This window comes from Wolbachia endosymbiont of Anopheles demeilloni (genome assembly GCF_018491735.2).
In the GTDB taxonomy this organism is placed as follows: Bacteria; Pseudomonadota; Alphaproteobacteria; order Rickettsiales; family Anaplasmataceae; genus Wolbachia.
Genome location: NZ_CP084694.1, coordinates 1,057,655 through 1,070,839 on the forward strand (window position 1 = coordinate 1,057,655; position 13,185 = coordinate 1,070,839).

Sequence of the window (13,185 nt, forward strand, 5' to 3'; positions counted from 1 at the left end):
ATTTTAAGAAATATTGACAATTTTAAGCTAATTTGTATGCTTGGTACGTATTTTTGAAGATGATATGAAAAGTAAAGAACATGATTTTCATTTAGTAGACCCAAGTCCCTGGCCAATTGCTATATCAGCAGCAATTCTTGTTCTTGCACTTGGATTAGTTGGTACACTCCATAAACAAATTTCTGGAATATTTGGTTTAGTTTTGGGAATCTCTGCGGTATCAGGAGTGCTGTTTTATTGGTGGAGAGATGTAATAAGAGAAGCAATTTATGATAAATGCCATACTGCCATTGTAAAACATGGACTCAAGCTTGCAATGTACTTATTTATCCTCTCGGAAGTTGTGTTTTTTATAGCGTTCTTTTGTTCATTCTTTAAAGCCTGGCTTGATCCGATCTTTTTATTTGAAGCGTTTTCTCCTACAAAAAAAATTGAATGGCCCCCTGAAGGGATTTTACCACCTGATCCATGGTCGTTACCATTCATGAATACACTAATATTATTACTTTCTGGTACAACAATTACCTCAGCACATCATTTTTTACTTGAAAATGATAAAAAAAGCATGACTAAAATGCTTTCTATAACTATATTGCTTGGGATGTTCTTTATAATAGTGCAAGCAATCGAATATCATGAAGCAAGTTTTTCTTTACGAGAAACAGGAGAAAAACTTATTTATACATCCAACTTTTACATGATTACTGGTTTTCATTGTGTGCATGTTATAATAGGTATAATATTTTTTTCAGTATGTTTATTTAGAGCTCGAAAAGATCAATTCACACCTCAAGATCACTTATGCTTTGAGTTTGCTTCTTGGTATTGGCACTTTGTCGATCTAGTTTGGATATTTTTATTTCTGTTTATTTATTGGTTAAGCCTTTATTAAGTGATTAAAATAATAGGTCTAGATCCAGGGATAAGCAAAACCGGTTGGGCCATTATCAGCCTGGAAGAAAAGAATAGTATTGAATTTTTGGGTGGTGGTGCCATATCAACTGATGATAAATTGGGTACAGGTGAACGTCTACATATAATTTTTGAAGAATTAAAGAAAGTAATTTCTCTATATTCTCCAAATGAAGCTGCTGTAGAGAAAATTTTTGTTAATAAAAATCCAAAATCTTCACTAACTTTAGGATATGCAAGAGCAATTACAATTTTAGTATTACAAATGACGAAGTTGACCATGAATGAATATGATGCAAATTATATAAAAAAGAGCATTACCGGAGATGGTCATGCTGATAAGGATCAGATTATATTTATGGTAAAGCAAATAGTTAAAAACTTAAATATAAAATGTCATCATACTGCTGATGCTCTTGCTACAGCAATTTGTCATGCTTATACGAGAAGTTCTTGTTTTATTGAATAGTTTTACATGAATTCAGTTTAAAAAACTATTTGATGGTGTTTATCTTATCTAATGCTCGTTGCAGAATAATACATGCGGCAATTTTATCATCTATTTTTTTTGATTTTGTGATTGATATTCCAGTAATTTTTAGTGCGTGAGTTGCAAGAGATGTTGATAAACTTTCGTCTTGTAGATATATGTTTATCTTACATTTTTTTATTATTTTATTTGCGAATTGGATTATTGCTTTACACCATTCGGTCTCTTGGTCATCTATTTTGAATGGTAGTCCTATTACCATTGATCCAGCTTCATTTTCTTTGAATATTCTATACAGATAACCTAAATCTTTGCTTATATTTCTTCTGTAGTATATACTATGAGCTGTAGCTATAAGCTGTGTTTTATCACTAAATGCTACGCCTATGTGTTTTTCTCCCATATCAAGGCACATTATACGTTTATCTCTTGGAATAGACTTTAGAAATTCATCTGGATTTCTATGTAGCATCTATGAAAATATAACTTTTGTACAATTGTATTTTTGTGATAGTAAGGTATGTACAGTCTACTGGCATGATAGACATTCATCATAATTAATATCTGTTTTTTGTTGCAATATTTCACTTTTTTTGAATATGTCATGTGAGACCTTGTCAGCTCTCTGCATTGATTGTGATCTGCAGTAATATAAGCTCTTTAATCCTTTTTTCCAAGCAAGCATGTGTATTTTATGTAAGTAACGTTTATGCACATTGGCAGGTAAGAACAGATTTACTGATTGAGATTGACAAATATAAGAAGTTCTATCACTTGCATGTTCTATGATCCATTGTTGATCAAGTTCGTATGCTGTTTTAAATGTCAGTTTTTCATGCTTGCTAAGAAAATCTAAATGCTGAACAGAACCCTCATTTGTTGAAATTGAGGACCATGTTTCATCATTGTCTTGATTTTTTTTTGCTAGTAGTTTTTGCAAGAATTTATTTCGTACTACAAATGAACCTGTTAATGTCTTCTGTATAAATACGTTTGCTGCATATGGCTCTATTCCAGGGGAAGTGTTGCCTGCGATAATCGAAATTGAGGCAGTTGGAGCAATAGCGAGCTTATGTGTGAACCTTTCCATTAGATCGATTTCTTTAGCGTCAAGACATGGCCCTTTTTCTTCTGCTAATTTTTTAGAAACTACATCTGCTTGCTCGCGCAAATGCTTAAATATTTTTTTATTCCATTGTTGGGCTGTTACTGATTCAAAAGGAACCATTTTACTTTGTAAAAATGAATGAAAACCCATCACGCCAAGACCGATACTACGCTCTCTTATTGCGGAATATTTTGCTCGCTGTATTTCATTTGGTGCTTGGTTTATGAAATCCTCTAATACATTATCAAGAAAACGCATTATATCTTCTATGAAAAGCTCATTATCTTTCCATTCTTCGTAGTATTCAAGATTTACGGATGATAAACAACATACAGCAGTGCGTGACTTGTTCAGGTGATCGTAACCTGTAGTTAAAGTTATTTCACTGCATAGGTTTGACATTTTGATATCTAAATTGAGCTTTTTGTAAGGTTCTGGTTTATTGTTATTTGTTGCATTAAGAAAGATAATATAAGGTTCTCCAGTTTCAATTCTTGCTGTTAATATTTTAATCCATATATCCCGTGCTTTTACTGTTGAAATAACTTTATTGTTATGAGGGCTTATTAAATCCCATTCTTGATCATCTTCAACAGCTTGCATAAACTTATTTGTTACTATTACAGCATGATGTATATTTAATGCTTTGCGATTTGGGTCACCACCAGTTGGTTTACGTAAATCTAGAAACTCTTCTATTTCTGGATGCCATACAGGAAGATAAACTGCTGAGCTTCCTCTTCTTAAGGATCCTTGGCTGATTGCAAGCGTCAGAGCGTTTTGTACTACGATAAATGGCACAATTCCTGATGTTTGACCGCTACCTTTGACACTTTCACCAATTGAACGTAAATTTCCCCAATAACTACCTATTCCACCACCACGTGCAGCGAGCAAAACATTTTCATTCCATAGATCAACTATTCCCTTCAAGCTATCTTCAGTTTCATTAAGAAAGCAGGAAATAGGCAATCCTCTTTTGGTACCGCCGTTACTAAGTATTGGTGTTGAAGGCATGAACCACAAGTTGCTCATGTAATCATAAAGACGTTGTGCATGTTTTCTATCATCAGAATAGTAATTAGCAATACGTATAAAGAGATCTTGATAATTTTCATTTTCTATTAAATACCTATCCAATAGAACTGCTTTTCCAAAATCGGTTAATTTACTATCTTTTGCGTAATTAATAGTAATGTAATTCATAAGGCTCCTTTTATGATAATATAGAAATTTATTTGAGCGATTTCTCGATTAAGTTGTTGAATTTGTTTGTGGATGTTGTAATGCAAATAAGATACCATCAACCTGACTGCCATATATTTTACAGTAACTCATTTGACTTATTTGCATATTTGTTTCTTTTGCAACATGCTGAATATAATCTTCTGAATGACGAAAATAATCTCCTTTGTTTACAAAGTCAATACCTTTACCTTCCTTTCTTCTTACTAAACATACAATAACCCCTTTTTTGTTTGTCAATCCTTTTACTAATTCCAATTCTGTTAGAAAATCATGTAGATAGTGTAGCACTTCAGCAAAGATAATTACATCATACTGCTGGTTCTTCTCTTGTTTAAGAAACTCTTTCATTTCTGTATGTATTAACTCATTGTAAACAGGTTTACCTTTTATAAAACATCCTCTTGCAATATTGAGCATTCTATTTGAGATGTCAACTCCTGTTATGCGACTTCTGATATTATTTATTTTTAGGAAGTGACCACATATTCCAGTACCGCAACCAAGGTCAAGTATATTCAGTTCAGAAGTGGAGTTGTGAAAGATTTTTTTGATTATCATATGTACTAGTTCATGTCCTTTGTATTGTTTGGCAATCAACCAATGTTCAACAAAATATTCACCTGTGTAATCAAAATATTGCTTTATGAGATTTTCAGGCAATTCCACAATATCTGATGTGTTTGTTATTTTCTTTATATAGTAAGAAGCTTCTTTATGACTACTATCTAATTTTAGGGTTTTTGTTAAATAATTATAAGCTTTGTTAATATTGCCTACTGCAAAATGACATCTTCCGATATTATACCAGACTAGAGGTAAATTAGGGTAGAATATGCTAATTAACCAAAATCTTAACTTTGCATCTGATATATTACCTTTATAGAAGTGATATAACCCGATTTCAGTGTTGGTATTTAACAGGTTTTTAGATTTTTCAAGAAACACTACAATTTCTTTATGGAGAGTACTGTATTTATCCATAATGAAATTTTTTACTTTTTTACTATTTAATAAGCCAGTGAGCTTGGATATACAATATAAAGCAAAGTTTTTTATAAAAGATAGATTACTTTTCATACATTAGAAATACTCCAAATGTTCATTTTCATTTTTAGGTAACTAATTTTAACACATTTTATCTTACAAAATATCTTTTTCATTAATTTTTCTGTACATATCAATTTGTCGAATATTTCTCAGATTGTACTGTTTAAGATTGCTGGTATATTGTTGTTGATAATAATAGGTAAATGTTTTGTGTAAAAAGGCGTTGACATATGATTTATCAGATTGTAATATATAAAAGATTAATTTTTAGATGTTTGAAAAGTTTTATGGTAGAGATTATTTAATCTCAATTCAATTGTAAGTTAATATTTAACTCTGCATATTCTACATACAGTCAGATGAATAAATTATTAAGAGCACTTGATGGATGCCTTGGCGTTAAGAGGCGATGAAGGACGTGGCAGGCTGCGATAAGCTGTGGGGAATTGTCAACAAATTTTGATCCGCAGATTTCCGAATGGGGAAACCCAACTAGCTTAGCTAGTTATTATATACTAAGTATATAAAGCAAACTTGGTGAACTGAAATATCTAAGTAGCCAAAGGAAAAGAAATCAACCGAGATTCCGTTAGTAGTGACGAGCGAAAGCGGAAAAGGCTAGTGATTTAAAAATAAGAATTAGAATACTCTGGAAATGGTAACCATAGAAGGTGATAGTCCTGTATAAATAGAAAGTTTTTAAATCCTTGAGTAGAGCGGGGCACGTGAAATCCTGTTTGAATATGGGGGGACCATCCTCCAAGCCTAAATACTCCTTAACGACCGATAGTGAACAAGTACCGTGAGGGAAAGGTGAAAAGAACCCCGGGAGGGGAGTGAAATAGAATCTGAAATCAAGTGCTTACAAACAGTTGGAGCTCTATATCAATTTATTGATATTTAGAGTGACAGCGTACCTTTTGCATAATGGGTCAGCGAGTTAATCTATGAAGCAAGCTTAAGCCGGTAGGTGTAAGCGTAGCGAAAGCAAGTCTGAATAGGGCGTTTAGTTTTATGGATTAGACCCGAAACCAAGTGATCTAGTCATAACCAGATTGAAGGTATGGTAAAACATACTGAAGGATCGAACCAGTTAATGTTGCAACATTATTGGATGAGTTGTGATTAGGGGTGAAAGGCCAATCAAACTTGGAAATAGCTGGTTCTCCGCGAAATCTATTTAGGTAGAGCGTTGTATTTATGTTGTTGGGGGTAGAGCACTGGATAGACTAGGGGGATTCATCATCTTACCAAATCTAACCAAACTCCGAATACCAATAATTAATTATACAGCAGACACACTATGGGTGCTAAGTCCGTGGTGGAAAGGGAAACAGCCCAGATCACTATCTAAGGTCCCAAAATTACAGCTAAGTGGGAAAGGAAGTAGAAAAACCATTACAGCTAGGAGGTTGGCTTGGAAGCAGCCATCCTTTAAAGAAAGCGTAACAGCTCACTTGTCTAAATAAGTTTTTCTGCGCCGAAAATGTACCGGGGCTAAAGCTGTATACCGAAGATGTGGGTGCTTATTGATCTCGATTAATAGGCGCGGTAGCGGAGCGTTCCGTAAGTCTGTGAAGGTGGTTTGTAAAAACTGCTGGAGATATCGGAAGTGAGAATGCTGACATAAGTAGCGTAAAAGAGTGTGAAAAACACTCTCACCAAAAATCTAAGGGTTCCTACGTTAAGTTAATCTGCGTAGGGTTAGTCGGTTCCTAAGGCGAGTCCGTAAAGGAGTAGTCGATGGTAATTAGGTTAATATTCCTAAACCTCTTAAGTGTGACGGGTTTTGTATTTGTATAGTTCTTATTGGATTGATCTATGCTTAAAAAAAGCTCCAGGAAATAGCACTTATATTTATGAGGCCGTACCATAAACCGACACTGGTGGATGAGTAGAGTATACTAAGGTGTTGAAAGAATGATGTTGAAGGAACTCGGCAAATTATACCTGTAACTTCGGAAGAAGGGTAACCTGCTTTTAGGCAACTATGAGTAGGTGGCACAAAATAGGGAGTAGCGACTGTTTACTAAAAACACAGGACTCTGCAAACACGTAAGTGGAAGTATAGGGTCTGACGCCTGCCCGGTGCTGGAAGGTTAATAGGAGGGGTGCAAGCTCTGAATTGAAGCCCCAGTAAACGGCGGCCGTAACACTGACGGTCCTAAGGTAGCGAAATTCCTTGTCGGGTAAGTTCCGACCCGCACGAATGGCGTAACGATTTCTCCACTGTCTCCAACATCACTTCAGCGAAATTGAATTCCCCGTGCAGATGCGGGGTACCCGCGGTTAGACGAAGAGACCCCGTGCACCTTTACTATAGCTTTACATTGCTATTAAAAGCGTGATGTGCAGGATAGGTGGGAGACTTTGAAGTTATGGCGCTAGCTATAATGGAGTCAATCTTGAGATACCACCCTTTACACCTTTGATATCTAACTATGTTTCATTATCTGGAACTAGGACATTGTATGGTGGGTAGTTTGACTGGGGCGGTCGCCTCCTAAAAAGTAACGGAGGCGTGCGAAGGTAAGCTAGAGCTGGTCGGAAATCAGCTTGATAGTATAATGGCATAAGCTTGCCTGACTGCGAGGCTGACAAGCCAAGCAGAGACGAAAGTCGGTCATAGTGATCCGGTAATACTGTATGGAAGGGTTATCGCTCAACGGATAAAAGGTACGCCGGGGATAACAGGCTGATGGTGTTCGAGAGTTCATATCGACGACACCGTTTGGCACCTCGATGTCGACTCATCACATCCTGGGGCTGGAGAAGGTCCCAAGGGTTCGGCTGTTCGCCGATTAAAGTGTTACGTGAGTTGGGTTTAGAACGTCGTGAGACAGTTCGGTTTCTATCTGCCGTGGGTGAAGGAAATTTGAGAAGATCTGACTCTAGTACGAGAGGACCGAGATGTATATACCTCTGGTGTACCAGCTGTTATGCCAATAGCATCGCTGGGTAGCTATGTATAGATGGGATAATTGCTGAAAGCATATAAGCAAGAAACCCTCTTCAAAAAAATTTCCCAATTAAGGCCGTGGGAGACTACCACGTTGATAGGCTAGGTGTAGAAGCATGGTAACATGTGAAGCTAACTGGTACTAATAGCCTGATTGATTTATTTGCTTTCTATATGTGCATATGCAGTGTTAAATATTAAATTAAAATTTGTTAAGTCAGAAATTTTTGTTGACTTGGTGGCTATAGCAAAAATGAACCACCCGATCTCATTTCGAACTCGGAAGTGAAACTTTTTAGCGCCGATGATACTTAAAAAGGGAAAGTAGGTCGTTGCCAAGTTTATAAAAATTTCTTCTTATTTGTATCTTTTCAGTAGAGCGATGAAACAAGGTAAACATAAAGTAGCTGTGAGGTAATATAACTGATCTTTTAGAACTCTATGAAAATTTTAAGATAAAAGTAGAAAATTTAAAAGTAGAATTTGTCGCCTATTTGCAAATTAGAAGGAGAGATAGCAACATTTAACAAATCATTAAACAATTGATTTTCCGAAAATCAAACTTGATATAATTGAATATTAATTAAGTTATTGGAGATGAGGAGAAAGAAGAAGTAGCAAACTACCAAGAAGCAGATACATTCGGTCCAAGAGTTAGTTGATAATTGTAGTACTCAGTTGATTTTATAAAAATTCAAAACGTGAGAATTATAAGTGATGTTTTTAATGTAAATTGAAAGCGTATCAAATAGTGAATATAGAGTTCCTTCAAAAGGCAAAAAGGTGTATGAGCAAATCGAATAAGAAAAGTGAGGTTTTGCGCATCAACATGTTATAATAAAGGTAAACTTGGTTAGTGCTGAAGAAATACTGCAAGTTTTAAAGGGAAAGAAGATTTAAAAGACAGTGTATGCTGCAATCGTAATAGTCGCTGACAGGTACTTTGAAACATAGATGAACTATTGAAGTTAAAATTCTGGGCTGTTACTTAAAAAACGCATCCACTGAATTATTTATGCTAAAAAAAGCTTTATTAAAAAATGAAACAGAAGTGTAAGAAAGTTGCAAAACGTATAAGGTATTACTTGAAGCTACCTATCTGAAGCAACTGGAGCTTCTCAAGTTGCGAAAAATATTTAAAAATCTGAAAGAATGATGTGAAATTTTTTAAATAAACCAGAAAGTATTCCACTATCACGCTGAACAGCAAATTAGGCATTATATCGTTTACTGTAAAAGCTCATATTTTACGTAATCAGAGCTAGGAACTTGAAAGGATAATTTCATTATACTTAACATGGAAACAAAGAGACCTATACAATCCCCTGCCTATCGTTTCTTGAACCACTTCCCTGAACGGGTACTTTTATCAAACTATTCTCTTATTGTAATGAGTTGTTTCTATATTAAAATTTAGCAATTTCCCTCTAGGGTTATCTTTATTTTGTTCTAAGTATTGGCTTTGTTCAAATGCCATTCCCCATTGTGTACGATAGCTAGACTTTCTATATTCATAAAAACTCTCTTCAGCATTATTTGTATCGAGCTTTTTATCTTGTTTTTTTATACTCTCTACCTCAAGCACCCACATCTATTAATTTATTTTAAAAACTTCACTTATCTTATCATAAAAAATATAGCTGTAAATACTTTAGTGAAAATTCCTTCTTATTTTATCTTTCTTTAAGAAAATATTGAGGTCTTTTTGTAAATTTTTATAGCCTGCTTGCATAATATTTTTATGGGTTAGTATTATGTAATAGTATCCTACATTACTTATATTAGAAATTCTAACTTTAGCTAGCATTCGTAATTGCCTTTTTATTTTATTTCTTTTTGCTGCTTTTCCGATTTTTTTACTGATAGCCAGACCTACTCTAATAACATGAATATACTTTTCAGGTTCTCTTTCTTTTATAGCATATAGTGATATATATACCCCTCGATAAAAAAGACTGTAAGGTGCTAATCTGTTTTTAAAAGCAAAGGAAAACTCTTTTTTTTTATGCTTACTATGCGCATAATTTATTACACCCTAATGAGCGACGCTTATTAAGAATTTTTCTTCCAGCTTTTGTTGACATACGTGAACGAAATCCATGTTTGTGCTTTTTTTTTAAATTTTTTGGTTGAAATGTTCTTTTCATTGTTTTTATATTAATATGACTATTTATTTTAAACTATTTTGCTCTATTGTCAAATAATGGTCAACTTCTATGGCATTCTTGTTGAATAAAATTTGATATATGGAAAAATGAATTTAATTATAGGCGTACCTGTTTTACTAATCCTTTTATTTTGTTTGAGTAAGTTTCAAGCAGTAAGTAAAATTAAGTCTTATATATATTTGAGTTGTATGTGGATGCTACCTTGTTTGTTAGCATTCTATGATGGTTATTTTATAACTTCTATTTCTATAGCGTTACTTTTTTTTATGCTGATTTTTATCTTTAAAGGTAAAAGAAATAAGATGGTAAAATTTTTGTTATTTATGGCTTTAGCAATATCACTTTTTATCACTTTATTTATAATGCTATCTATTTTTGTTCAGTCCATTTCTTTTTTTAATAAAGTAGCTATTTCAGAATTCTTATTTTGCTTAAAATGGAAGCATAATGTAGCTATTATTGGTGAAGGAGAGGTGGGGTGTTTTGGTATAGCGCCACTTTTAGTGGGGACATTACTTATAACTATTGTAGCAATGTTAGTTGCGGTGCCGCTTGGTTTATTTTCTGCAATATATATTAGTGAGTATGCGAGTGAAAAAGTGCGTTATGTTATTAATACAGCCTTACAGGTTTTGTCTGCTATTCCTACTGTTGTATATGGATACTTCTCAGTTGTATTTTTGTCTTTTTTTATAAAGCAGGTAGCGAATTTTTTTAATCTAAGTATACACTCAGAAAGTGCTTTGATTGCTGGTTTATCGATTGGAATAATGATTCTTCCTTTTATTATTTCTTTGCTTGAAGATGCTATAAGATCTGTTCCAAAAAGTTTACGTTATGGTTTTATGGCGCTTGGCGCAACACCAGCGGAAACTATATTGCATATAACAATACCTTATGCAATGCCTACAATTTTAAGTGCAGTTTTATTATCAATTTCAAGGGTGATAGGTGAAACAATGATTGTACTAATGGCTGTGGGAATCAACGCAAATTTGACTTTTAACCCTCTCAATTCAGTTACTACTATTACTGTACAAATTGCTACATTACTTACCGGAGATCAGGATTTCAATAGTGTGCAAACTCTTGCTGCTTATGCGCTTAGTTTGGTGCTGTTTGTTATTACTTGGCTATTGAATGCATTTGCATTGTTTATAATGAAACGTAACTAGTAAGTGTTTTAATATTGCAAAATTTCTGTTAATAATATAGGATTTATTTTCTTTAGAAGTTCTTTTATAGAATTGTAGTGTTAGGTGATGAAAGAGATGAGTACAGGTAAAGTAGTTAAAATAACTCAAGCAGTTGTTGATTTAAAATTTGAAGACAGGTTGCCTAAGATATTTAATGCTTTAAAAAGCAAACTAAAATGTAAGGGCAAGGAGCTAGTTTTAGAGGTTTCACAACATATAGGTGACAATGTAGTTCGTTGTATTGCTATGGATAGCACAGATGGTATGTCAAGAGGTGACGAATTTGTTGATACAGGTGCACCAATATCAGTTCCGGTTGGGCGCTCAACTTTAGGAAGGATTTTTAATGTTGTAGGAGAGCTTATAGATGAGTGTGGTCCTTTAAAAGGAAAGTATAATTTAGAACCTATACATAGATCACCTCCAAGTTTTACCGAGCAGAAGATACAGGAAGAGGTTTTAGTTACAGGAATAAAGGTTATAGATCTTCTTGCTCCTTATCTTAAAGGAGGAAAAATTGGCTTATTTGGTGGAGCTGGTGTTGGTAAAACAGTTCTGATAATGGAATTGATTAACAATATAGCAAAAGCTCATAAAGGATTTTCTGTGTTTGCTGGAGTAGGAGAGAGAACGCGTGAAGGTAATGATCTTTATAACGAGATGATTACTTCGAATGTAATAGATATAAATGAGCACGAAAAATCTCAAGCTGTTTTGGTTTATGGTCAAATGAATGAACCTCCTGGAGCAAGGGCTAGGGTTGCTTTAACAGCACTAACTATGGCGGAGTATTTTCGTGATCATGAAAATCAAGATGTTCTATTTTTTGTAGATAATATCTTCCGTTTTACTCAAGCTGGCTCTGAAATTTCTGCTTTGCTTGGAAGAATACCGTCGGCTGTTGGTTATCAGCCAACTCTTGCGACTGATATGGGAGCTATGCAAGAGAGAATAGCCTCAACTACTGCTGGTTCTATTACTTCTGTACAGGCTATATATGTTCCTGCAGACGATTTGACCGATCCAGCTCCAGCAACGACATTCTTTCATCTTGATGCCACTACAGTATTGTCAAGGCAGATAGCTGAAATGGGTATATACCCTGCTGTTGATCCACTTGATTCAACTTCTCAGTCTTTATCTGCTGAAATCATTGGTGAAGAACATTATAATGTGGCTTCTGAAGTGAAACGTATATTGCAAACTTATAAGTCGCTGCAAGATATTATAGCAATACTTGGTATGGATGAACTATCTGATGAAGATAAAATTATTGTTGATAGAGCTCGTAAAATTCAGAAGTTTCTTTCTCAACCTTTTCATGTTGCGGAGGTATTTACTGGCATGTCTGGCAAATTTGTTTCACTTTCTGATACTATTTCTAGTTTTAAAGGGATTATTGAAGGTAAATATGATCATCTGCCAGAAGCTGCTTTTTATATGGTGGGAAGTATAAGTGAAGCAATAGAAAAGGCTGAATCAATAAAAGCTGAAGTTGGAGCCGGACATTAAAGATTATGAACACTTTTAAGGTGCAGTTTTTTTCTCCTGATAATCGAATTTCATTCGATGAAGTGGTTTCGCTTTCAGTGAGTGGGCTTGAAGGGGAATTGATGATTTTAGCCTGCCATTCCCCTTATTTAATTTATTTATTGCCTGGTATAATTACTGTTCAAATGAGTAACCAGATAAAGGAGAAAGTTGTAATTGACAATGGTATATTAGAGGTCGTAAATAATGATTGTAGCATTGTAACAAATCAAATTCAGGTTTTTGATCACCTGACTCATGATGAGGAATCATTAAAAAATAAGGGAGTTGGTATATATTTAAGTTATCTTGATGTCAAATCTCTTTAGGGGCTCTTTTTTGTTCAAGAAATAAGTCTACTCTTGTCATCTCAATGTTTGTCGTTCAAGTAGCTGACACACAACTGTACGAACATTAGAAGGATATCATCCCAGTGCGTGACACTGGGATCTATCTTATTTTCATCATGGATATGATTTTAACATATGTTCCTAGAATCTGTTGTCCATTGCATAATTTGCAAATGT

The 13,185-nt window shown here is 34.4% G+C and carries 11 protein-coding genes, 2 rRNA genes and 1 pseudogene; 8 read left to right on the forward strand and 6 right to left on the reverse strand.

Annotated elements, in window-relative coordinates; all coding sequences use genetic code 11:
- The first annotated feature begins 64 nt into the window (after window positions 1-64).
- Entirely contained in the window at window positions 65-892 is an 828-nt protein-coding gene (locus tag JSQ73_RS05660; protein ID WP_214250003.1) for a cytochrome c oxidase subunit 3, read from the forward strand.
- Window positions 893-1,381: a crossover junction endodeoxyribonuclease RuvC gene (gene ruvC / locus JSQ73_RS05665; RefSeq protein ID WP_214250004.1), complete on the forward strand. Its 489-nt coding sequence runs from the start codon at window positions 893-895 to the stop codon at window positions 1,379-1,381.
- Between the two features lie 25 nt (window positions 1,382-1,406).
- Here ruvC and ruvX read toward each other — a convergent pair whose 3' ends face one another.
- From ruvX to JSQ73_RS05680, 3 genes are read right to left on the reverse strand one after another with little or no spacing between them, the layout of a single operon-like run.
- On the reverse strand, window positions 1,407-1,874 hold the full coding sequence (gene ruvX / locus JSQ73_RS05670; RefSeq protein WP_214250005.1) for a Holliday junction resolvase RuvX: 468 nt from the start codon (window positions 1,872-1,874) through the stop codon (window positions 1,407-1,409).
- A 57-nt stretch (window positions 1,875-1,931) separates the two neighbouring features.
- Window positions 1,932-3,716, reverse strand: coding sequence for a ribonucleoside-diphosphate reductase subunit alpha (locus JSQ73_RS05675; protein ID WP_214250006.1), 1,785 nt, complete (start codon window positions 3,714-3,716; stop codon window positions 1,932-1,934).
- A 48-nt stretch (window positions 3,717-3,764) separates the two neighbouring features.
- Window positions 3,765-4,835 (reverse strand): methyltransferase, encoded by a 1,071-nt coding sequence (locus tag JSQ73_RS05680; protein ID WP_214250007.1) that lies wholly within the window; start codon window positions 4,833-4,835, stop codon window positions 3,765-3,767.
- 331 nt (window positions 4,836-5,166) lie between these two features.
- Here JSQ73_RS05680 and JSQ73_RS05685 point away from each other — a divergent pair.
- From JSQ73_RS05685 to JSQ73_RS05695, 3 genes and pseudogenes are all read left to right on the forward strand, one after another.
- Window positions 5,167-7,931, forward strand: a 23S ribosomal RNA gene (locus JSQ73_RS05685).
- Between the two features lie 67 nt (window positions 7,932-7,998).
- Window positions 7,999-8,105: ribosomal RNA gene (gene rrf / locus JSQ73_RS05690) — 5S ribosomal RNA — on the forward strand.
- Window positions 8,106-8,365: 260 nt separating this feature from the next.
- Window positions 8,366-9,107, forward strand: a pseudogene (locus JSQ73_RS05695) (IS66 family transposase); the annotation flags it as partial.
- Window positions 9,108-9,133: 26 nt separating this feature from the next.
- Here the strand turns inward: JSQ73_RS05695 and JSQ73_RS05700 are convergent.
- Genes JSQ73_RS05700 through rpmH form a run of 3 tightly spaced genes read right to left on the reverse strand, consistent with a single transcriptional unit; the run spans window position 9,134 to window position 9,911 of the window.
- On the reverse strand, window positions 9,134-9,355 hold the full coding sequence (locus JSQ73_RS05700; protein ID WP_214250008.1) for a hypothetical protein: 222 nt from the start codon (window positions 9,353-9,355) through the stop codon (window positions 9,134-9,136).
- A gap of 60 nt (window positions 9,356-9,415) precedes the next feature.
- Window positions 9,416-9,793: a ribonuclease P protein component gene (gene rnpA, locus JSQ73_RS05705; protein ID WP_214250014.1), complete on the reverse strand. Its 378-nt coding sequence runs from the start codon at window positions 9,791-9,793 to the stop codon at window positions 9,416-9,418.
- Window positions 9,777-9,911, reverse strand: a complete 135-nt coding sequence (rpmH, locus tag JSQ73_RS05710) for a 50S ribosomal protein L34 (protein ID WP_010404613.1) — start codon at window positions 9,909-9,911, stop codon at window positions 9,777-9,779. Before rpmH ends, rnpA begins: the two co-directional genes overlap by 17 nt.
- Before the next feature lie 107 nt (window positions 9,912-10,018).
- Here rpmH and pstC point away from each other — a divergent pair, with 107 nt between their 5' ends.
- The 3 genes from pstC (at window position 10,019) to JSQ73_RS05725 (ending at window position 12,987) form a co-directional block, all read left to right on the forward strand.
- Window positions 10,019-11,107: a phosphate ABC transporter permease subunit PstC gene (pstC, locus tag JSQ73_RS05715; protein WP_214250009.1), complete on the forward strand. Its 1,089-nt coding sequence runs from the start codon at window positions 10,019-10,021 to the stop codon at window positions 11,105-11,107.
- A 96-nt stretch (window positions 11,108-11,203) separates the two neighbouring features.
- The gene (atpD, locus tag JSQ73_RS05720) at window positions 11,204-12,640 is read left to right on the forward strand and encodes a F0F1 ATP synthase subunit beta (protein WP_214250015.1); all 1,437 of its coding nucleotides are present in this window, start codon (window positions 11,204-11,206) and stop codon (window positions 12,638-12,640) included.
- 5 nt (window positions 12,641-12,645) lie between these two features.
- Window positions 12,646-12,987, forward strand: coding sequence for a F0F1 ATP synthase subunit epsilon (locus JSQ73_RS05725; protein WP_214250010.1), 342 nt, complete (start codon window positions 12,646-12,648; stop codon window positions 12,985-12,987).
- Window positions 12,988-13,185: the final 198 nt, after the last annotated feature.